Here is a 19,086-nt window from a genome sequence, read left to right on the forward strand (position 1 = left end):
ACAGCCCCAGGCTCAACCGGAACGACCGTTTCATCGTGACTCCAGAATCGACAGTGAATGGGCGAGGCGCTGCCAGTTTTCCTCGCTGCCGGGCAGACCGAAACGCAGGGCCGGACCGGCCAGCTCGTTGGCGGGGAAAACCCGCACCAGAATCCCCAGCGCGCCCAGCGCTTCATGAATGTCCGGCGCATCGTCGTGCGCGACGTATCGAAACAGGCACGTGCCACCCGCAGGGGGCAAACCGGCCTTTTGCAGCAAGGCATCGAGACGCGGCCATGCACGACCAAGTTGCGACCGCATCCGCGCCTGCCAGGGCGCATCCCCCAGGGCCAGCGTGCCCCAGTGCCGCGCCGGCGCCGAGACGGACCAGGGCCCCAGACAGGCGGCAAGCCGCGCCAGCAAGGGCGGCTCGGCCAGCACGAACCCCAGCCGCAGCCCCGGCAGGCCGAAGAACTTGCCCAGCGAGCGGAGGACGATGAGGCCCGGTTCGTGGGCCAGGGGGGCCAGAGCGTCTTGCGGGGTGGCGTCCATGAAGGCTTCATCGACGATCAGCCAGCCGTCGCGGGCGCGCAGGGCCTGCCACCAGGCGAGCACGGTGTCACGGGGGACCACCCGGCCGTCGGGGTTGTTGGGCCGCACCAGCACCAGCACGTCGAGATCGGGCAGGGCCGCCTCGACGGCGTCGGGCGAGAGCGTCAGCACCGTATGGCCGGCGAGCCGCCAGTGGTGGGCATGTTCGGCATAGGTGGGGCCGATCACGCCCACCCGGCAGGCAGGGCGCAGGCGTGGCAGCCAGGTGATGGCGGCCTGGGAGCCGGGCACGGGCAGGGCGTGGCGGGCCCCGTAACAGCGGCAGGCGGCCTCGACCAGGCCATCGTCTTCGTCCGGCAGGCGGTGGACGGCCTCCGGGGGCAGGGATGGCAGGGGCCAGGGCCAGGGGTTGATGCCGGTGGACAGATCCAGCCACGCGTCTGGCGGGATCCCCCAGCGGCGCGCGGCGGCGGAGAGGTTGCCGCCGTGTTCAGGCAAGGAACAGGCCTCCGGCCAGGATCGCCGCCAGGGCGAGCCCTTGGGCGCGGTCGAGCAGGGCAAGGGCCCGCTCGATGGCGTCGTCGCCCGCCACCGTCTCGCCACAGCCCAGGGCGGGGCGCTCGATGCGGATGCCGTGATAGCGGGCCGGCCCGCCCAGCCGCAACCCCAGGGCGCCGGCCCCTGCGGCCATGACGACCCCGGGGTTGATGCCTTCCCAGGCCGGGGCCTGGGCGCGCCAGCAGCGCAGGGCCTGCCGCGTGCGGCCCGCCAGGCCATAGGCCAGGCCGGTGAGGCGGGCCGGGAACCAGTTGAGCAGATCGTCGGCACGGGCGGCGAAGGTGCCGAAGTGGCGGTAACGCTCGTTGCGATAGCCCCACATGGCATCGAGGGTATTGGCCAGGCGGTAGAGCACCACGCCGGGGGCCCCGGCCAGCGCGAACCAGAACAGGGCGCCGAAGACGGCATCGTTGCCGTTTTCGAGGATCGACTCCACCGTGGCCCGGCGCACCCCGGCCGCATCGAGCCCCGCCGTCTCGCGGCTGACCATCCAGCCCACCCGCCGCCGGGCGAGCGCCAGATCGCCGCGCGCCAGGGCCCGCGCCACGGCCAGACCGTGCTCCCGGAGACTGCGGCCGCCCAGCGCCAGGTACAGCAGCCCCACGCCGACCGCCTCGGCGAAGGGCGCGGGCAGGCGCTGGAGGAGAACGGCGAGCAGGACGAAGGGCATCACCGCAAGCGCCCAGCCCAGCAGGCCGCGCAGGCGGCGGTGCGAAGGCGAAACGCCATCCCCGCCATACACGGCCCGTTCGATGCGCGTGGCGAGGCGGCCGAAGGCCACCAATGGATGGGCCCGGCGCGGTTCGCCGAGCAGGCGATCCAGCAGCCAGGCAACGAGGATCTGCAATGCGGTTATCATGCGCCGAAGTTTACCCCAGGACGCCCCATGACCCGATTCGATCCTCACGGCACCCTGATGATCCAGGGCACCACGTCCGATGCCGGCAAGAGCACGGTGGTCACGGCCCTGTGCCGCCTGCAACACCGCGCCGGCATCCGCGTGGCGCCCTTCAAGCCCCAGAACATGGCCCTCAACAGCGCGGTGACCGCCGACGGCGGCGAGATCGGCCGCGCCCAGGCGCTGCAGGCCCGGGCCGCGGGACTGGAGCCGCACACCGACATGAACCCGGTGCTGCTCAAGCCCGAGACCGACACCGGCGCCCAGATCATCGTGCATGGCCGCCCGGTGGCCCGCCTGGACGCCCGCGGCTATCACACCTACAAGCGCGAGGCCATGCGCGCCGTGCTGGCCTCCCATGCGCGCCTGCGCGCACGCTACGACTCCATCCTGGTGGAAGGGGCCGGCAGTCCGGCGGAGATCAACCTGCGGGATCGGGACATCGCCAACATGGGCTTCGCCGAAGCGGTGGACTGCCCCGTGGTGCTGGTGGGCGACATCGATCGGGGCGGCGTGTTCGCCCAGCTCGTCGGCACCCTGGAACTGCTCGCGGCCAGCGAACGGGCGCGGATCCGCGGCTTCATCATCAACCGCTTCCGGGGCGACCTCGCCCTTCTGCAGCCGGGGCTGGAGTGGCTCGAGAAACGCACCGGGATCCCGGTGCTCGGCGTGCTGCCGTGGCTGGACGGCCTGCATCTGGACGCCGAGGATGCCCTCGATACCCGCCAGCGGCTCGCGGCGGAGGCGCCCCTGCGGGTGGTGGTGCCCGCCCTGCCCCGGATCAGCAACCATACCGACTTCGATCCCCTGCGCCATCACCCCCGTGTGGATCTGCGCTTCGTCGGCCCCGGGCAGACGCCGCCGCCCGCCGATCTCCTCATCCTGCCCGGCAGCAAGAGCGTGGCCGCCGATCTGCGCTGGCTGCGCCAGCAGGGCTGGGAGGAACACATCACCCGGCATCTGCGCTACGGCGGCCGGCTTGTCGGGATCTGCGGCGGCTTCCAGATGCTGGGCACGGCCATCCACGATCCCGAAGGGATCGAGGGCGAAGCGGGCAGCACGCCGGGGCTCGATCTGCTGGCGATGGAAACCACCCTGGCGCGGGACAAGTGCCTGCGCCGGGCCGGCGGCCGGCTCGTCCTCGACGGCGCGGCCGTGAAGGGCTACGAGATCCACATGGGCCAGAGCCGCGGGCCGGCGCTGGAGCGCCCCGCGCTCGAACTGGAGCATGGGCCGGATGGCGCCCTCTCCGCCGACGGCCGGATCCTCGGCACCTATCTCCACGGCCTGTTCGACCATCCCGAGGCCTGCGCCACCCTGCTCGCCTGGGCCGGGCTCGCCGACCCGGAACCCTTCGACGCCGAGGCCGTCCGCGAACGGGAAATCGACCGGCTGGCGGATGCCTTCGCCGCGCACGTGAGGATGGAGGGATTCTGGTAGCAGGGTGGCGGGTTGCGAGGGGCGCTCAAATGCCATCCCGCGGTGCTCGTTTTCCCGGGCTGGGATGTCGATCGCGAATCGGCGGCGTAATGCCCTGTCATCCATGCACACCGTAGGCCGGCTCAAGCGCAGCGGAGCCGGCAATAAAATGTCACCTGGAAATGCCGGCTCCGCTGCGCTTGAGCCGGCCTACATCGGAAGCGGGATTCGTCGGGGCTGAAGCGGTACGCCTGCCGAGCGGACCCTTCCGTGGCCGTCAGACGAGGAAAACCAGCCCCGTGAGGACGGCGGTTTCGGTCCATTCCACCAGGGCGCCGGCGGTGTCGCCGGTGGTGCCGCCGAGGCGTTGCAGCAGGCGGTGGCGGTGCCAGAGGAAGACGGCCAGGGCCGCAATGCTGGCCAGCAGCGCGGGGCGGGGCCAAAGGAACACCAGGGGCAGGCACGCCAGCGCGGCGATGAACAGGTGGGGCAGGCGGTTCCCGGCCGCCGTCAGGGCTTCGCCCATGCCGCCGGGGCGCACGTAGGGGGTGGTGAGGAACAGGGTCGTGAGCGCCGTTCGGGCCAGCACCGGCGCCAGCAGCAGGGCCGGTTGCAGGGCGGTGGCCAGGGCGGCGAGCGCGGCGAACTTGAGCAGCAGGACGAGCACCACGGCCGTCACGCCGGCGGGACCGGCGCAGGAGTCCTTCATGATCTCGAGGGTGCGTTGGCGATCCCCCAGCCCGCCCAGCCAGGCGTCGGCCATGTCGGCCAGGCCGTCCAGATGCAGGGCGCCGGTGAGCGCCACCCAGGCGGCGAGCAGCAGGGCGGCGGCGGGCAGCGCCGGCATCCCCAGCGCCTCCAGCAGGGCCGCGAGCGCCCCCAGCAGCAGCCCCAGCAGCGCCCCCACCAGCGGATACCAGGCGAGCGAGGCGGCCATGGTCTCGCCGGCGTGGTCCTTCGGCGGCGGGACCGGCAGGCGGGTGAGCAGGCGCAAGGCGATGCGCAGGGAATCGGACACGGCTTCAGAGGCGTCCGTCGTGGAAGATGAGCCGCGGCAGGGCGGCCTCGCCCTCGCCGTCCACCTGCACCCGGCTGATGGCGGCGTTGGCGATCTGGATGCGGAACATCCGATCCAGGGGCATGTCGAGCACGTGACGCAGGATCATGCGCATCATGCCCGCATGGCCCACCAGCAGCAGGTGCTCGCCGGCGTGACGGTGGAGGATCTCCTGCCAGGCCGCGAGCACCCGCGCGGCGAAATCCGGCAGGGTCTCGGCGCCCGGCGGGGTGTGGTTGAGGGGATCGGACCAGAAGCGCTGCAGGCGGTGCGGATCCTCGGCCAGCAGTTCCTCGGCGGTGCGCCCTTCCCATTCGCCGAAGCCGATCTCCATCAGCCGCGGTTCCTGCGCAACCGGGATGCCGTGGCGCTCGCCCAGCGCCTCGGCGAAGGCCCGGCAGCGCACCAGGGGCGAAGTGATGATCCGATCCCAGGGATGGTGATCCCCGACGGTGGCCCACATCTGCTGCCAGCCCTTCTCGCTCAGGGGATCGTCGATCTGGCCCCGGTAGCGCTTGCCGCCGACGGGTTCGCCGTGGCGAAGGAGGTCGATGGTGGTGGTTGTGTGCATGGTGTGTATTCGGAAGATTGTTGGTGTCGCGGGATTATCCCCTTTCCCCCTCACCCCGGTCCTCTCCCCCAGGGGGGAGAGGGGGTTAATCGGAGCCGGAGACGCCGGCTTCGGTGAAGGTGGCCATCTGGTTGTGCAGGGCGCAGGCGGTGCGCAGGAGGTTTGCGGCCACGGCGGCGCCGCTGCCTTCGCCGAGGCGCATGCCGAGATCCAGCAGGGGATCGGCGCCCACGGCTTCGAGCACGCGCTGATGGCCCGGCTCGGCGGAGCGGTGGGCGAAGAAGGCGCGGGCGGCCACGCCGGGGTTGAGGCGGTCGGCCACCAGCAGGGCCACGCTGCTGATGAAGCCGTCCACCAGCACCGGCAGGCGGGCCTGGGCGGCGGCCACCCAGGCGCCGGCCAGGGCGGCGATTTCGAAGCCGCCGAGATGGCGCAGGACCGCGAAAGGCGAGTCCAGTGCCGCACGGTAGCGGGCGATGGCGGTGTCGATGAGGCGCGCCTTGCGGCTTACGCCGTCGGCATCGAGGCCGGTACCGGGCCCGGCCAGATCGCCCGCCGGCCGGTCCAGCAGGGCGCTGGCCACGGCCGCGGCGGCCGTGGTGTTGGCGATGCCCATTTCGCCGCCGATGAAGAGTTCGGCCCCGGCGGCGGTGGCCCGCTGCACAGCCTCGCGGCCTTCGGCCAGGGCCCGTTCGCACTGCGCTTCCGTCATCGCCGCCTCGCGGGCGAAGTTGCGGGTGCCGGCAGCGATGCGCCGGTCGAGCACGCCGGGCAGCGGCCCCGGCGGATTGGCGGTCCCCGTGTCCACCACTTCCAGTTCCGCGCCGAGTTCACGGGCCAGGACCGAGATGGCCGCGCCGCCGCGGGCGAAGTTGCGCACCATCTCGGTGGTGACGGCCTGGGGAAAGGCCGAGACGCCCTCCTCCGCCACCCCGTGATCGCCGGCGAAGACGACGATCCGGATCCGCGCCACGGCCGGCCGCGCCCGCCCCTGCTGGGCGGCCAGTTCCTCGGCCAGGGATTCGAGCCGGCCCAGGGAGCCGGGCGGTTTGGTGAGCTGCGCCTGGCGGGCGCGGGACGCGGCGCGGGCGGTGTCGTCCAGAGGGGGAATGGGTTCGGTGTACCAGCGTGGGTTCATGTTTCAGGTTTCCCGGGGTTTGAGCGGCAGCTCGAGGCCGGCGACCACCAGGGTCACCCGCTCGCAGAGGGCCGCGAGGCGCTGATGCAGGCGGCCGGCCTCGTCCACGAAGCGGCGGGAGAGTTCCCCCAGGGGAACCACGCCCTGCCCCACTTCATTGCTCACCAGCAGGAGTCGGCCCGGCAGGGCCGGCAGCACGTCGAGCAGGGCGGCCTGCTCGCGTTCGCACACGCCCTCGCCGGCCAGCAGCAGGTTGTTCAGCCAGAGGGTGAGGCAGTCCACCAGCAGGCAGCGGTCCTCCCGCGCCTGTTCGCGCAGCACCCGGGCCAGCGCCAGGGGCTCCTCGAGGGTGGTCCAGTGCGCGGGACGATCGGCCCGGTGGCGGGCGATGCGCGCGGCCATCTCGGCATCATCGGCGGTGGCGGTGGCGATGTAGCACACGGCCAGGCCGCTGTCGCGGGCCCGCCGTTCGGCCAGGGCGCTCTTGCCGGAACGGGCGCCGCCGAGGATCAGCTCCTTCATGCCCTGCGCTTAACCCGGATATTGCACCATGTCGAGAGCGGGCGGTTACTCAAGCGATTGAAGAGCAATGGCATATTGAGGATTATCGGCTTGTTTTGGTAGACACATTTCGTTCCTGCCCGCCCTCGACATGGTGCAATATCCGGGTTAGAGAATCCAGCCGGTCAGGGTCATCAGGCCCAGCACCGCCAGCCACACCATGAGGGTGCGCTTGACGAGCGCCATGAGTTGCACGAGGCCTTCCCGGTCGGGCTTGTCGGCTTCGGCGTGCGGCTCGTGGGCGATGGCGCCCAGACTGCTTTCCACCAGCAGGGCCTCGCTGTCGGCCCGCCAGATGTCGTTGAAGGATCGCCAGCGGCTGATGGTGTCGACGAAACTGCCGGCCAGGGCGAAGCCCAGCACCAGCAGCCGGGCCGGCAGCCAGATGAGAATGCGGTACAGATCCTCGACGCTGCGGGCGAAGCCGCTGTCGATGAGGCGCAGATGGCGGCGCAGGACGATGGTGAGCCGGAACAGGGCGGCTCCCACCGGCCCCAGCAGCATGAACCAGAGGATGACGCTGAACAGGCGGTTGTTGGCCTCGATGACCAGCCCGGCCTTGACCTGTTCGAGCATGTCCCGTTCGTTGGTGCCGACGTCGTGGCCGAGCATGGCCGTGGCCCGCAGGCAGGCCGCTTCCTCGTCGCCCCGCTCCAGCGCCTCGAGGAAGGCGTCCAGCTCGCGCTCGAGATCCTTCGGCCCCAGGCAGTAGACCAGCACGGCGATGCCGAACAGGAAGCTGAAGAAGGCGGCCACCCCGTGCAGCATGGCATCCACCAGCCACACCCCGAACACCGCGCCGCCCAGGACCGCCAGCAGGCCCAGGGGACCGTCGCGCCAGGCCTGCTGGTCACTGCGGGCCAGGAAGCCGTCGGTGAAACGCTCGAACCAGTCGAAGCGCCGCAGCTCCTCCACGGGCCGGTAGAAGGTTTCGATCGCCAGGGCAATCAGGATGCTGATCAGATTCATGGGGGCAGAGTTTCCCCGCTCGGGGCGGGAATATCAAGCCAAATCGGGCCGGGCCAGCCCGGATATTGCACCAGGGCGCCGGATGATTGCGGTCTTTGCAGCCGCACTCGCGCCGCTCTGGAGCGAAAGGCGTAGCTCCGGCTACGGCTTTCGTGAAGAGCAAGCGAGCGCGAGCGAAAAGCCGCAAGAACCGGCGCAGAGGGCGGGCAAAAGAAGGTGTCTTTCCCGGAATATTCGGGAACTTTCAATCATGCCTTCCATTTACGAACCGGATGATCGCCCGCCCTCGACCTGGTGCAATATCCGGGCTATCCGCGCCCAGTCGAAGGCCGGACCGGGATCGGTCTTGCGCGCCGGCGCGATGTGGCAATGGCCCACCACGTCCTGCGGCCCAATGGCGGGATAGGCGCTGCGCAACAGGGGCAGCAGGATGTCGAGCACTCGGTACTGGGCCTCGGCGTAGGGGGTGGTGTCGGTGCCCTCCAGCTCGATGCCGATGGAGAAGTCGTTGCAGGCTTCCCGCCCGCCGTGACAGGAGACGCCGGCATGCCAGGCGCGGCGGTGGAAGGGCACGTACTGCACCACCTCGCCGTCGCGCCGGATCAGCAGGTGCGAGGAGACCCGCAAGTCCCGGATCTCCTGGAACCACGGATGGGCCTGCGGATCGAGGGTGTTGGTGAACAGGTGGTCGATGAACGGCCCGCCGAACTCGCCCGGCGGCAGGCTGATGCCGTGAATCACCAGCAGGCTGATCTCGGCGCCCTCGGGTCGCGCATCCTGGTTGGGGGAAGGCACCTGGCGGGCGCCGATCAGAAGCCCCCGCGCCACGTCGATCCGCAGGTTCACGGCGCCTCCTGCGCTTCGGCCCGGCGGGCGGCGTCCAGGGCCTCGAGCAGGGCCGGCAGGCGGGCCTCGCACTGGATTTCGGCGTGATATTCGCCATCCACGAACAGGTGCAGCGCCGGCAGATGAAAGACCTCGAACTCCCGGGCCAGCGCCATGTTGCGTTCCACGTCCACCCGGCGCACGGCGTATTCGGGATGGCGGGCCTGCAGTTCGCCCAGCAGGCGTTCCCAGTGGCGGCAGGCGGCGCAACCGGGGCGGGTGAAACAGACGAGCACCGGCCCGGCGAGGCCGGCCAGGGTGGCGTGGAAGTCGCCGTCGTCGAGCGGGGCCAGAGCGGCAGGCTCAGACATGGCGGCACAGGCCCTTGAGCACCATGTCGGTGAAGCTGACGATGCCGATCACCTTACGGTTCTCGATCACCGGCGCCCGCGACAGGCCGAACTTCTCGAACAGGCGGGCGCAGTAACGGATGTCCATGTCCGGATCCACCGAGATCACCGGCTTGGTCATCACCTCGTAGACGTTGACCCGGTCCGGGGAGCGATCGGTGGCCAGCACCTGCTTGGCGATGTCCGAGATGAGCACGATGCCGTATTCATCGTGTTCGTGCCGCTTGTTGACGATCAGGCTCTTGGTCTCCACGTGGCGCATGGTGGTGAGCGCCTCGCTCACCGTGGCCATGCCATCGACCATGTCCACTTCGGTCTTCATCACGTCGCGCACGCGGATCAGGGTGCGGTCGCTCATATTTCCTCCTCCACCACTTCGGTCAGGGTCTGCATCTGGTGGGCCACGCCGATGGCGTCCTCCACGTCGATCTGGAAGGCGATGCCGGTGCCCGGCTTTTCGTCGAACTCGCCGGCCCGGGCAATGGTCTCGAGGATCTTGCGGCTCAGGTGCTCTTCCACCAGCAACAGCAGCACGTCACGCTGGGTCTCGAGGGTGAGGCCGAGAAAGGTGCGGGTCTTCTCCAGCCCTTCGCCCCGGGCGTTGGTGACCACGGTGATGCCGGTGGCGCCGGCCTGGCGGGCGGCATCCATCACCGCGTCGGTCTTGTCGTCGTCGACGAAGACGATGAGCAGCTTGAAGTGCATGGCAGTCTCTCCTCAGGACGTTCGGGAACGCTGGCGCCGGGCCCGCCAGTGGCTGATCTGAGCGTAGCCCATCACGCTCATGATGGGAAACAGGCTGGCGAAGGCGATGAGGCCGAAGCCGTCGAGCAGCGGGCTGCGCCCCGGCACGGTGGAGGCCAGCCCCAGGCCGAGCGCCGCCACGAGGGGCACGGTGACCGTGGAGGTGGTCACCCCGCCCGAATCGTAGGCCAGGGCGACGATGTTCTTCGGCGCGTAGATCGTCTGGATCAGCACCAGCACATAGCCGGCGATGATGTACCAGTGCAGGGGCGTGCCGCTGACGATGCGAAAGGCCCCCAGCGCGATGCCGGCGCCCACGCCGATGGCCACGGCGATGCGCAGCCCCCACACGCCGATGGCCCCGCCCGAAACCTCGTTGGCCTTGATGGCCACCGCCAGCAGCGAGGGCTCGGCCACGGTGGTGGCAAAGCCGATGGCGGCGGCGAACAGGTACACGTACAGGTAGTCGCGCCAGTCGAGCGCCATGCCTCCCACGTGCATGGCCCCGTGCAGAAAGCCCGGATCCGTGAGCTGTTCGGCCATCAGCCGGCCGAGGGGAAAGAGCGCCTGTTCCAGGCCATCGAGGAACAGGGCCAGCCCCAGCAACACGTAGAAAAAACCCAGCAGCACCCGGCGCAGATTGGCGATGGGCCGCCGGATCACGAATACCTGAAAGCCGAAGATGATGGCCGCGATGGGCAACACGTCGAGCAGCGTGCCCGCCAGGGCCTGAAGAAAGTTTCCGTTCATCCAATCAGCATCCCGTAGCCCATGACGAAGATCATCGGCGTGAGCGAGGCGAAGGCGATGAGACCGAAACCGTCGGTCATGGGATTGCGCCCCCGGATGCTCGAGGCCAGCCCCACGCCCAGGGCGGTGACCAGCGGCACGGTGATGGTGGAGGTGGTCACGCCGCCCGAATCGTAGGCGATGCCGATGATTTCGGGCGGCGCGAAAATCGTCATCACCACCACGCCCAGATAGCCGCCGATGATGAGGTACTGGATGGGCCAGCCGCGCAGGATGCGCAACACGCCGATAACGATGGCCATGCCCACCGACAGGGCCACCGTGAGGCGCAGGCCGTCGGCGTATTGTTCGCGGGCCTGCAGGGTGTCGGCGATGGCGCCGCCCCGGGCCGCCACCTCGGCCGCCTCCTCGGCCACGGCGATGAGGGCCGGCTCGGCCACCGTGGTGCCGAAGCCCAGGGCGAAGGCGAAGGCCAGCAGCCACCCCAGGCTGCCCTTGCGGGCGAAGTCGTAGGCCATGCCCTCGCCGAGGGGAAACAGCCCCATCTCCAGCCCCTGCACGAACAGGGTCAGCCCCAGCACCACGAGAGCCGTGCCCCACAACAATTCACCGAGATGGGGGATGGGCTGGCGCAGGATCACGAGCTGGAAGAAGGCGATCACCAGCAGAATCGGCAGTAAATCTCGCAGGCTCTCGAACAGGGAATGCAGCAGGGGCAGGAGATACTCTTTCACGTCAGATTCGAATTGCCGGGCTACTCGCTACCATACCACCATCGCCGCCCCGGCCGGAACCGGCCATGGCGCGGGCCGGCGTGCTACCATCCGCGCCAACCCGGAACGGAAGAAACCCGATGAAACATGGCATCGACGCAGCCGACATACACGATCAGGTGCGCCTGGCGCTGGCCGAGGACGTGGGCCCCGGCGATGTGAGCGCCGCGCTGATTCCGGCCGATCGCCAGGCCCGCGCCCGCCTCTGGTGCCGCGAGGCGGCCGTGATTTGCGGCATCGACTGGGCCGCAGAGGCCTTTTACCAGTGCGCCGCGGAGGTGACGCTCGACTGGCAGGTGGCCGACGGCGATCCGGTCGGCCCCGACACCCTGCTGTGCACCCTGCACGGGCCGGCCCGCGCCCTGCTGACCGCGGAGCGCACCGCCCTCAACTTCTTGCAGACCCTTTCGGCCACGGCCACCGTGACCCGGCGCTACGTGGAGGCCGTGGCCGGCACCGGCTGCCGCATCCTCGACACCCGCAAGACCCTGCCGGGCCTGCGCCGGGCCCAGAAGTACGCCGTCACCTGCGGCGGGGGGCACAATCACCGCTTCGGGCTGTTCGACATGGTGCTGATCAAGGAAAACCACATCGCCGCCGCCGGCGGCATCCGCCAGGCCGTGGCGGCGGCAAGACGCCAGAGCCCGGACATCCCCGTGGAAGTGGAAGTGGAGGATCTGGATCAGTTGCGCGAGGCCATCGACGCCGGGGTGGATCGCATCCTGCTCGACAACATGGACTGCGCCCACCTGCGCGAAGCCGTGGCCCTCACCGCCGGCCGCGTGCCGCTGGAAGCCTCCGGCGGCATCACCCTCGACAACGTGCGCGCCGTGGCCGAAACCGGCGTGGACTTCATTTCCATCGGCAGCCTGACCAAGGATGTGAAGGCGGTGGATCTGTCCCTGCGCTTCGAGGACGGCTGAAACAGGATCTCCCCCGGTGCCGGAAGGTCTGGGAATGGCCTGTCAATGTTTGCCGGCTCCGCTGCGCTTGAGCCGGCCTGCGATTGTGCAATCGTCTTATTGAATGCCTCAAAATTGTTTTCACACGATTTTTTTGTAGGAGCTCCAAATTTGGGTCAAGACAATTATGAGACGATGAATAAACCTGATCGTTGCAACAAACCGGCGCTGTAGGTCGGGCTTTAGCCCGACATGTCGGCTCAAGCGCAGCGGAGCCGCCAAGACCCCCAACGGTAACGCTACCCGTTTCCGACCAGCCCCGGCGAGCGCAGCTCGAACAGGTTGAATTCCGGTTTCGACAGGCGCAGCTCGCCCAGGCGGGCGGGATGGCTGCCTTCGGCGCGCTGCAGTTTCAGCGGCAGGCCGGGCTGCAGGCGATCGTCCGGCTCGCACACGGCATACCAGGCACCGTCCTGATCATGCAGGAGCATGGCCAGAACCCGCGCCGGTCCCTCCCCCGCGGGGACTTCGAGAATCACCATCTCGGCGGCCGTGGCCAGGCGCGTGATACCCACCTCCACCACCCGGTCCTGGGGGCGGTTCAGGCGGCAGACATGGCCGATCGACGGGCTGCCGGCCTCGTCGGAAGGCAGAAAGGCCACCAGCTGACCCAGAGCCACCGGCTGGCCGAACTCGCCGTCCAGGGCGCTGATCAGGATGCCGCCGGCACTGAAATTGACCAGTTGCCAGTGCCCTCCCGCGCCGGTGGCGGCCTCGCCAATGGCCAGTTTCGCGGCCTGCCCCATGGCTTCGCGGAATTCCCGGCCACGCAGGCGATGACGCCATTCGGGCGTGGCCGCCTCCAGCAGCCGGGCCGCCACCTCGCCCAGGCCGAACCAGACCCGGATGCGGTTCTCGGCCACCACCGCATGGCGCCGGGAACGGCGCTCCCGCTTGCGCAGGCCACCCAGCATGAGCTGCAGCACCGGCACCTGTTCCTCGTCTTCGAGCCGGCGCAGGGGGGTACTGATCCGGCGGGGGTCGAAATTGTCGAGGAAACGCATCTGCGCGATGGTCTCGTAATCCTGCACCAGGCGGTTGTAGTAGGCGCTGTAGTCCAGTTGCAGGGCCGGTTCGGCCAGTTCCGCCGGCCGCTCGAAAACCGGCGGCGCAGCGTGATTCAGCCAGGTGATGAGGGTGCCGGGCGCCAGCGGCTCGCCATCGTCGCGCCGCAACACGATGCCGGTATCGAGGGAATCGAGGTAGGCATCGGGCACCGTGAACAGGCTGGTCGGCCAGCTGCTCACGTCGAGCACGCCGAACAACTGGATGGACAGATACAGCCGCTGCAGGCTGGCCTGCGGCCGGGACGTCGCCCCGCTCTGCCCGTTGCGCCGGCGCAGGCCCACGAAGCCGGTCAGCGGCAGGGCGGCGTCGATGTCGTCATGCAGGATCTGGGCGAAGAAGATGTGATTGACGTCCACCCAGGCGTTGCGCGGCAGCTTTTGATAGCGCAGGGCGCGCAGCCGCTGTTCGAGGAACAGCATCTCGAGCACGCGGAAGGCGTGGCGGTAGATGATCTCGCGCTGCTTGCGGTAACGGCGCGCTTCGCGATGCCAGGTCTCCCTGAACAGGTGCTTCCAGGCGATGGCCAGCTGTTCCAGCACGCCGATGGCGGCCAGGAGCTGTTCCCGGCGGGACGGACTCTCGGGCAGGCTGCTGGCCCGATCCCGGGCCTTGGCGTGGATCCGCGCCACCACCGGATAGACGGTCTGCAGAATCTGGACGGCCAGCGCCTCGCGCTTCTCGGGCCGCAACCGCTGGAGGTTGTAGCCGGCCAGCAGATGCCGGGCATCCTCGAGCAGGCGTTCCGGCTGATGGGTCAGGGCCTCGAGACGGGCACGGACCGCCTCCGGTTCCGCCAGGGTCCGATCGGGATTCCGATAGGCCCGGGGCAGATTGGCGAAGACCGCCAGATCCGCCCGCCGCAGCAGGGCAGGCGAAATCAGGCCGGCGTCGTTTTTGGCAAACAGTTTCATGGCGGACCGCTCGGGGAAACAGTCCGAGAATAGCACCCGGGGCGGTTGGGCGGAAACCGATGGGGCAAGGAAGTGGTGCCGACGAGAGGAGTCGAACCTCCGACCTACTGATTACGAATCAGTTGCTCTACCAACTGAGCTACGTCGGCGACGCGGGCACGAAGTATACCGGATACGGGGATTTCAGTGCGCGGCGTCGCGCGAGCGGATGCGGAAAATCACGTCGATGCCGGCCGACTCGGTTCCCGGGGGAAGTTCGGGCATGCGGGTCAGGATCAGATCGTCGGACGGAATGTCGGTGAGCTCGCCGGTATCCACATTGAAGAAGTGGTGATGAGCCGCCGTATTGGAGTCGTAGAACACCTTGCTCGGATCGACGATCACTTCCCGCAGCAACCCCTTGCGGGCGAACAGGCCCAGGGTGTTGTAGATGGTGGCCTTGGAGGCGATGGGTCCGTCACGGTTGACCACGGCCAGCACCTGATCGGCCGACATGTGGCGGGGACGGGCAAACAGGATTTCGGCAATCTGGACCCGCTGCTGGGTTGGCGTGATGCCCACCTTGCGCAGCTGGCTGGCGATATCCTGTTGCGGATCGATCTTGAGGATGGTCCGTTCGTTCATGGCAAGAGTATAGGTCATGGTTTTGTACAAAGTCTAGAAAATGCATCCCCTCCGGCGAGTGAGCCAGAAGAGCGCTCCGTGACGCGCAAACCGGCTTCCTTTGGAATCAATGGCTTGCGCTTTTACTGCATCTAACCTGAGCAATTTTCGCGGTTTCTCGCCGGATTCTCAAAGGTCAAACGGAGATTGCCTGATCGGGATCAATATTCCCGCGTATCCGGTAAGGGGATGGATCGAGAACGGGTTCCCGCTCAAGGAGCAGATCCGCCAGCAGGCGGGCCGAGGCCGGCCCCATCACCACCCCGTTGCGGAAATGGCCGGCATTGACGAACAGCCCCTCGATCCGGGGATGGGCCGATATATAAGGTATCCCGTGGGGCGATCCGGGCCGCAGTCCCGCCCAGTGCCGCTCCAGGGGGTAATGGGCCAGCGCCGGCACCAGTCGCGCCGCCGCCTCCCGCAGGGTCGTCAGCGCCTCCCCGGTCGTGGACTTGTCGAATCCGACCCGTTCCATGGTGCTTCCCACCAGCACCCGGCCATCCCGGCGGGGAATCACGTAGTGGGCGGCATCCAGCAGGATCCGCTTCACCACCCCCGGCTCGGTGCGGTACAGCAGCATCTGGCCGCGCACCGGCTCCACCGGCAGCGGGATCCCGGTGGACGCCAGCAGTTGCCCGCTCCAGGCGCCGCTGGCCACGACCACACTGCCGGCGGCAATCTCCCCTTCCGGCGTCTCCACGCCGACCACCCGGTTCCCGCGCAGGCTCAGGCCGGTAACCGGACGCTGCTCCAGCACCGTGACCCCCAGCCGCTCGAGCGCACCGCGCAAGGCCTGCCCCAGCCGGGGATTGCGCACCTGGCCGACGGACGGTAGCCAGGCCGCGGCTTCCCCCCCGGTGCCCAGCGACGGTTCCAGCGCCCGTGCCTCCGCCAGCGTCACGCGTTCCAGAGGGCGCGCCCAGCGCCTGGCCCACCGTTCGGCCTCGTCCGGCTCGAAACCGTCCACGATCAGCAGGCCGCTGCGCACGTATTCGGGATCCGTGCCACTCTCCGCCTGCAACGCCGCCAGCAGATCCGGATAGCGATCCTGGCTCCAGGCCGCCAGGGCATTGACCGCCTCGGGATAGCGCCAGGGATGCAACGGCGAAAGGATCCCGCCCCCGGCCCAGGTGGATTCCCGGCCGAGCGCCTGCCGCTCCACCAGCGCCACGCGCAGCCCCGCCCGGCGCAGCTCGCGGGCCGTGAACATGCCGATGAGCCCGCCACCGACGACAAGACAATCGAAAGGAGCCGGATTGACCATCACCACCTCGAATTACCGCAAAGACCGGCATTGTGGATCAGCCCCACGCCTGGCGAAAGGGGCCTGTGAACCGGTTCACGATTCGGCACGCTCCCTCGCCACTCGTCCGCCATTTTCGCCGCCTGGTCAGATCCCCCCTGCAACGGCCGGGGGAATCTTCTATATAGAACCCATGAAGACGGAAAACGGCTTTACCCTCATTGAACTTCTGGTCACCGTGGCGGTGGTCAGCATCCTGCTGGCCATCGGCGTGCCGGAGTTCAAGCGCATGACGGAAGACAACCGGCAAGTGGCGATCATCAACCATCTGTCAGCCAGTCTCAATCTAGCGCGCAGCGAAGCCGTCAAACAGTCCCAGGCCGTCACCGTCTGTTCCAGCACAAACGGCGTCACCTGTGATGGCAGTGCCGACTGGACGAACGGGTGGATTGCCTTTCTCGATCAGGATCGGGACGGCAATCCGGACGATGCCAATGCCCTGCTCAACCGGCAGGGCCTGCTGCCGGCAGGGCTGTCGCTCAAGGCAACCGAATTCGACGACAACACGCAGATACTTTTTCTACCCAATGGCCGACTTGAGCGAACGGCTGACCCGGATGGAACATTCGTTCTCTGCGACACCCGCACGAACGATGCCACCCGAGCCCGCGCCCTCAATGTCAACGCGCTAGGGCGCGTAAGTCTGGCTCAGGATCCCGATAGCAGCGGAGTCCGCAACGATGTCGAAGGCAACGATGTGACCTGCCCATGAAACATAGCACTCTCCAGAAATGGGATTCAGAACGGGGCTTCACCCTTCTCGAGGTGATGATTGCCCTAGTGATCTTCTCCATCGGGCTGCTCGGCCTCGCGGGTCTGCAGTCCCGTGGGTTGCAGAGCAACACGACAGCCCAATATCGCACCACCGCCATCATTGAGGCCTATGACATGGCCGATCGCATCCGCGCCAATCCAGCGGGCGTGGCGAACAATCGCTATGACAATCTGAACAATCCCACTCCGCCCGCCGGACCCGATTGCTTCGCCAACACCTGTGATGATGCCCAGATCGCTCAACTCGACTACTTCGAGTGGCTCAACAACCTCCAGAACGCCTTGCCCTCCGGCTACGGCACCGTCACCGGCAACGGCGCCGGCACACCATTTACCATCACTGTCATGTGGGATGAGGAACGGACCGGTGCGACTGGAACAAACTGCGGCAATGATCCGACAGTGGATTTGAAATGCTATACCTTCGTCTTCCAACCCTGAGATGAGCATGCACAGATTTTCCAACCACAAAGGTGTCTCTCTCGTAGAGCTGATGATCGCATTGGTGGTCAGCTCCATCGTCTTGATCGGCGTTGCCACTGTTTACACCTCCAGCAAGCGTGCCTACAAGATTCAGGAAGAGATGTCACGGTTGCAGGAAAACGCCCGTTTTGGTTTTGACAACATGGTACGGGATATTCGTATGGCCGGTTACGGCGGATGCAACCCGAGCATCAACAGCCTGCTCAATCCCGGACCTGATGTCAGCACCCTCTATGACCTTCAATCAGGCATTGGCGGTTACGAATATACGGCACAAAACACGACCCCGGGAAATGACTACACAATAACCTCATTGACCAACACAGGCACAGCGTCAGACTGGAAGGGTTTCGATTGGAACAATGATGGCAATCCTGATGATCTCATTGCCGAACTAGCCGGAAACGTCCTTGTCGGCAACGATGTGATTTTAATCAGAACCGCGATGACCCGTGATGATCTCGTGCTCAATGGCCTCCAACCGGCCACCAGCGCTTCACTCGTCTTCACTACCAATACAGGGATCCCGGATGGCCAGATTGTCATCATTTCCAACTGCAATCGTGGTGACATGTTTCAAAATAATCCTGGCGGCGGTGGAGGCAACGCCAACGCCCTCATGCGATCTGCCGTCGGCAATCCCGGTAATCAGAATCCAGACACAGTGAACTTCAGTCAGGATTATGATGTCCAGGACAGCAAGATCCACGAAGTGCGCGCCTACGCCTATTTCATTGGCCCTGGAGCCAGTGGCGAACCGGCCTTGTATCGCGCTGACTTCAGCCAAGGGACCGTAGGGTTTCCTGTCGAAGAAATCGTTGAAGGCGTTGAAAACATGCAGGTTCTGTATGGGGAAGATCTGACTCCAGCCGACGACAGCATTCAACCGGATCGTTATGTCAGCGCCAATCAGGTGGCTGATTTCAATAATGTGGTAAGCGTACGGATCAGTCTTCTCATCCGCACCCCGCAAGAAACCAATCGCCCTGTTCAAACCAGCACAAACCGCCTGCTTGGCGTGACCGATGCCACAGGAGTTGACATTACCAACATGGCGGACCGTCGTATCCGCAAGGTCTTTACCACAACGGTCTTTCTTCGTAACAAGAGCATCTACCGTCAAGCACCGGGAGCCCAGCAATGATTGTCCATTCTCGCCACCCCACGGGTATTTCACAGCGTGGCGCTGCTCTCGTCACCAGCCTGGTCATTCTGCTGATCCTGACCATTCTTGGCGTCACGGCCATGAGCGGGTCTTCGTTGCAGGAAATGATGGCGGGTAATTTCCGCGACCATATCCTCTCGTTCCAAGCAACCGAATCCGCCCTGAGGGATGGCGAAACTCAGGTGGAAGGATGGACCGTTCAGCCGGTATATGATGACCTCGGAAGCAACGGGGTCTTCACACCCGATCTCTTTGGACCCTTTGAAAACACGGCTTTTGACGACGTTGTTTGGGCCAATGGCACCCCCTACAGCGTGGCCGGCGTGCTGCCTGTCAGTCAGGATCCGCGATACATCATTGAGGAAGTCGGTTTCTCCGGCTCGAGCGCTGACTACCGAGATGAAGTCCGTCGCGCCGGCGTAGTCTTTTACCGGATCACCGCACGTGGTTTCGGCAGTTCAAACAATAGCGTCACTCTGCTGCAATCCACCTACGGAAAACGCTATCAATGATGCCGACAGACACAAAGTGCCCACTTACCGTGGAGACCGTA

Annotated in this window: 20 protein-coding genes, 1 tRNA gene and 1 pseudogene; 6 read left to right on the top strand and 16 right to left on the bottom strand. The window is 66.9% G+C overall.

Translation table 11 applies throughout. The annotated features are described in order from the left end of the window. Positions 1 to 30: 30 nt before the first annotated feature. Together cobD and cbiB are read right to left on the bottom strand one after the other, a co-directional pair. A complete protein-coding gene (gene cobD, locus ACZ5BH_RS02505; RefSeq protein WP_464890347.1) occupies positions 31 to 1,029 on the bottom strand; it encodes a threonine-phosphate decarboxylase CobD in 999 nt (332 codons plus the stop codon). After that, on the bottom strand, positions 1,022 to 1,948 hold the full coding sequence (gene cbiB / locus ACZ5BH_RS02510) for an adenosylcobinamide-phosphate synthase CbiB (protein WP_464890348.1): 927 nt from the start codon (positions 1,946 to 1,948) through the stop codon (positions 1,022 to 1,024). Before cbiB ends, cobD begins: the two co-directional genes overlap by 8 nt. A gap of 27 nt (positions 1,949 to 1,975) precedes the next feature. Here cbiB and ACZ5BH_RS02515 point away from each other — a divergent pair, with 27 nt between their 5' ends. Next, the gene (locus tag ACZ5BH_RS02515; RefSeq protein WP_464890349.1) at positions 1,976 to 3,427 is read left to right on the top strand and encodes a cobyric acid synthase; all 1,452 of its coding nucleotides are present in this window, start codon (positions 1,976 to 1,978) and stop codon (positions 3,425 to 3,427) included. A 256-nt stretch (positions 3,428 to 3,683) separates the two neighbouring features. On the opposite strand, the gene ACZ5BH_RS02520 is transcribed toward ACZ5BH_RS02515, so the two are convergent. The 10 genes and pseudogenes from ACZ5BH_RS02520 to ACZ5BH_RS02565 all read right to left on the bottom strand — a co-directional run bounded on the left by ACZ5BH_RS02520 (position 3,684) and on the right by ACZ5BH_RS02565 (position 11,150). Next, on the bottom strand, positions 3,684 to 4,424 hold the full coding sequence (locus ACZ5BH_RS02520) for an adenosylcobinamide-GDP ribazoletransferase (protein ID WP_464890350.1): 741 nt from the start codon (positions 4,422 to 4,424) through the stop codon (positions 3,684 to 3,686). A gap of 4 nt (positions 4,425 to 4,428) precedes the next feature. Beyond that, positions 4,429 to 5,034 carry an alpha-ribazole phosphatase gene (gene cobC / locus ACZ5BH_RS02525; RefSeq protein ID WP_464890351.1) on the bottom strand — a complete coding sequence of 202 codons (606 nt, stop codon included), beginning with the start codon at positions 5,032 to 5,034 and terminating at the stop codon, positions 4,429 to 4,431. A gap of 85 nt (positions 5,035 to 5,119) precedes the next feature. After that, entirely contained in the window at positions 5,120 to 6,172 is a 1,053-nt protein-coding gene (cobT, locus tag ACZ5BH_RS02530) for a nicotinate-nucleotide--dimethylbenzimidazole phosphoribosyltransferase (protein WP_464890352.1), read from the bottom strand. 3 nt (positions 6,173 to 6,175) lie between these two features. After that, positions 6,176 to 6,694 carry a bifunctional adenosylcobinamide kinase/adenosylcobinamide-phosphate guanylyltransferase gene (cobU, locus tag ACZ5BH_RS02535; RefSeq protein ID WP_464890353.1) on the bottom strand — a complete coding sequence of 173 codons (519 nt, stop codon included), beginning with the start codon at positions 6,692 to 6,694 and terminating at the stop codon, positions 6,176 to 6,178. 147 nt (positions 6,695 to 6,841) lie between these two features. Further along, positions 6,842 to 7,702 carry a regulatory signaling modulator protein AmpE gene (gene ampE / locus ACZ5BH_RS02540; RefSeq protein ID WP_464890354.1) on the bottom strand — a complete coding sequence of 287 codons (861 nt, stop codon included), beginning with the start codon at positions 7,700 to 7,702 and terminating at the stop codon, positions 6,842 to 6,844. A 261-nt stretch (positions 7,703 to 7,963) separates the two neighbouring features. Further along, positions 7,964 to 8,542, bottom strand: coding sequence for a 1,6-anhydro-N-acetylmuramyl-L-alanine amidase AmpD (gene ampD, locus ACZ5BH_RS02545; protein ID WP_464891184.1), 579 nt, complete (start codon positions 8,540 to 8,542; stop codon positions 7,964 to 7,966). A gap of 2 nt (positions 8,543 to 8,544) precedes the next feature. After that, on the bottom strand, positions 8,545 to 8,898 hold the full coding sequence (locus ACZ5BH_RS02550) for a thioredoxin family protein (protein WP_464890355.1): 354 nt from the start codon (positions 8,896 to 8,898) through the stop codon (positions 8,545 to 8,547). Next, positions 8,891 to 9,295, bottom strand: a complete 405-nt coding sequence (locus ACZ5BH_RS02555) for a CBS domain-containing protein (protein WP_464890356.1) — start codon at positions 9,293 to 9,295, stop codon at positions 8,891 to 8,893. The genes ACZ5BH_RS02550 and ACZ5BH_RS02555 overlap by 8 nt, the downstream gene beginning before the upstream one ends. Continuing rightward, positions 9,292 to 9,642, bottom strand: coding sequence for a P-II family nitrogen regulator (locus ACZ5BH_RS02560; RefSeq protein WP_464890357.1), 351 nt, complete (start codon positions 9,640 to 9,642; stop codon positions 9,292 to 9,294). The genes ACZ5BH_RS02555 and ACZ5BH_RS02560 overlap by 4 nt, the downstream gene beginning before the upstream one ends. Before the next feature lie 12 nt (positions 9,643 to 9,654). Further along, positions 9,655 to 11,150, bottom strand: a pseudogene (locus ACZ5BH_RS02565) (DUF1538 domain-containing protein). Positions 11,151 to 11,284: 134 nt separating this feature from the next. Between ACZ5BH_RS02565 and nadC the strand changes: the two are divergent. Then, a complete protein-coding gene (nadC, locus tag ACZ5BH_RS02570; RefSeq protein ID WP_464890358.1) occupies positions 11,285 to 12,127 on the top strand; it encodes a carboxylating nicotinate-nucleotide diphosphorylase in 843 nt (280 codons plus the stop codon). A gap of 278 nt (positions 12,128 to 12,405) precedes the next feature. Here nadC and ACZ5BH_RS02575 read toward each other — a convergent pair whose 3' ends face one another. The 4 genes from ACZ5BH_RS02575 to thiO form a co-directional block, all read right to left on the bottom strand. Next, positions 12,406 to 14,145: a hypothetical protein gene (locus tag ACZ5BH_RS02575; RefSeq protein WP_464890359.1), complete on the bottom strand. Its 1,740-nt coding sequence runs from the start codon at positions 14,143 to 14,145 to the stop codon at positions 12,406 to 12,408. A gap of 73 nt (positions 14,146 to 14,218) precedes the next feature. Continuing rightward, a tRNA-Thr gene (locus tag ACZ5BH_RS02580) sits at positions 14,219 to 14,294 on the bottom strand. 34 nt (positions 14,295 to 14,328) lie between these two features. Further along, positions 14,329 to 14,787 carry a Fur family transcriptional regulator gene (locus ACZ5BH_RS02585; protein ID WP_464890360.1) on the bottom strand — a complete coding sequence of 153 codons (459 nt, stop codon included), beginning with the start codon at positions 14,785 to 14,787 and terminating at the stop codon, positions 14,329 to 14,331. 157 nt (positions 14,788 to 14,944) lie between these two features. Then, entirely contained in the window at positions 14,945 to 16,018 is a 1,074-nt protein-coding gene (thiO, locus tag ACZ5BH_RS02590) for a glycine oxidase ThiO (protein ID WP_464890361.1), read from the bottom strand. A gap of 46 nt (positions 16,019 to 16,064) precedes the next feature. Between thiO and ACZ5BH_RS02595 the strand changes: the two genes are divergently transcribed. Genes ACZ5BH_RS02595 through ACZ5BH_RS02610 form a run of 4 tightly spaced genes read left to right on the top strand, consistent with a single transcriptional unit; the run spans position 16,065 to position 19,045 of the window. Beyond that, on the top strand, positions 16,065 to 16,823 hold the full coding sequence (locus ACZ5BH_RS02595) for a GspH/FimT family pseudopilin (protein ID WP_464890362.1): 759 nt from the start codon (positions 16,065 to 16,067) through the stop codon (positions 16,821 to 16,823). Next, positions 16,820 to 17,326, top strand: coding sequence for a type IV pilus modification protein PilV (pilV, locus tag ACZ5BH_RS02600; protein WP_464890363.1), 507 nt, complete (start codon positions 16,820 to 16,822; stop codon positions 17,324 to 17,326). The genes ACZ5BH_RS02595 and pilV overlap by 4 nt, the downstream gene beginning before the upstream one ends. Before the next feature lie 7 nt (positions 17,327 to 17,333). Then, positions 17,334 to 18,512, top strand: a complete 1,179-nt coding sequence (locus ACZ5BH_RS02605) for a PilW family protein (protein ID WP_464890364.1) — start codon at positions 17,334 to 17,336, stop codon at positions 18,510 to 18,512. After that, positions 18,509 to 19,045 (top strand): pilus assembly PilX family protein, encoded by a 537-nt coding sequence (locus ACZ5BH_RS02610; protein ID WP_464890365.1) that lies wholly within the window; start codon positions 18,509 to 18,511, stop codon positions 19,043 to 19,045. The genes ACZ5BH_RS02605 and ACZ5BH_RS02610 overlap by 4 nt, the downstream gene beginning before the upstream one ends. Positions 19,046 to 19,086: the final 41 nt, after the last annotated feature.

Source organism: Thioprofundum lithotrophicum (genome assembly GCF_055387065.1).

What these genes read in the sequence shown, in the direction of transcription:
- cobC (WP_464890351.1), bottom strand. Translation starts at nt 5,034, where the DNA reads ATGCACACAACCACCACCATCGACCTCCTTCGCCACGGCGAACCCGTC.
- cbiB (WP_464890348.1), bottom strand. Translation starts at nt 1,948, where the DNA reads ATGATAACCGCATTGCAGATCCTCGTTGCCTGGCTGCTGGATCGCCTG.
- ACZ5BH_RS02555 (WP_464890356.1), bottom strand. Translation starts at nt 9,295, where the DNA reads ATGAGCGACCGCACCCTGATCCGCGTGCGCGACGTGATGAAGACCGAA.
- ACZ5BH_RS02585 (WP_464890360.1), bottom strand. Translation starts at nt 14,787, where the DNA reads ATGACCTATACTCTTGCCATGAACGAACGGACCATCCTCAAGATCGAT.
- thiO (WP_464890361.1), bottom strand. Translation starts at nt 16,018, where the DNA reads ATGTTCACGGCCCGCGAGCTGCGCCGGGCGGGGCTGCGCGTGGCGCTG.
- ampE (WP_464890354.1), bottom strand. Translation starts at nt 7,702, where the DNA reads ATGAATCTGATCAGCATCCTGATTGCCCTGGCGATCGAAACCTTCTAC.
- ACZ5BH_RS02575 (WP_464890359.1), bottom strand. Translation starts at nt 14,145, where the DNA reads ATGAAACTGTTTGCCAAAAACGACGCCGGCCTGATTTCGCCTGCCCTG.
- pilV (WP_464890363.1), top strand. Translation starts at nt 16,820, where the DNA reads ATGAAACATAGCACTCTCCAGAAATGGGATTCAGAACGGGGCTTCACC.
- ACZ5BH_RS02605 (WP_464890364.1), top strand. Translation starts at nt 17,334, where the DNA reads ATGCACAGATTTTCCAACCACAAAGGTGTCTCTCTCGTAGAGCTGATG.
- ACZ5BH_RS02550 (WP_464890355.1), bottom strand. Translation starts at nt 8,898, where the DNA reads ATGTCTGAGCCTGCCGCTCTGGCCCCGCTCGACGACGGCGACTTCCAC.
- ACZ5BH_RS02515 (WP_464890349.1), top strand. Translation starts at nt 1,976, where the DNA reads ATGACCCGATTCGATCCTCACGGCACCCTGATGATCCAGGGCACCACG.
- ACZ5BH_RS02610 (WP_464890365.1), top strand. Translation starts at nt 18,509, where the DNA reads ATGATTGTCCATTCTCGCCACCCCACGGGTATTTCACAGCGTGGCGCT.
- nadC (WP_464890358.1), top strand. Translation starts at nt 11,285, where the DNA reads ATGAAACATGGCATCGACGCAGCCGACATACACGATCAGGTGCGCCTG.
- ACZ5BH_RS02560 (WP_464890357.1), bottom strand. Translation starts at nt 9,642, where the DNA reads ATGCACTTCAAGCTGCTCATCGTCTTCGTCGACGACGACAAGACCGAC.
- cobT (WP_464890352.1), bottom strand. Translation starts at nt 6,172, where the DNA reads ATGAACCCACGCTGGTACACCGAACCCATTCCCCCTCTGGACGACACC.
- cobU (WP_464890353.1), bottom strand. Translation starts at nt 6,694, where the DNA reads ATGAAGGAGCTGATCCTCGGCGGCGCCCGTTCCGGCAAGAGCGCCCTG.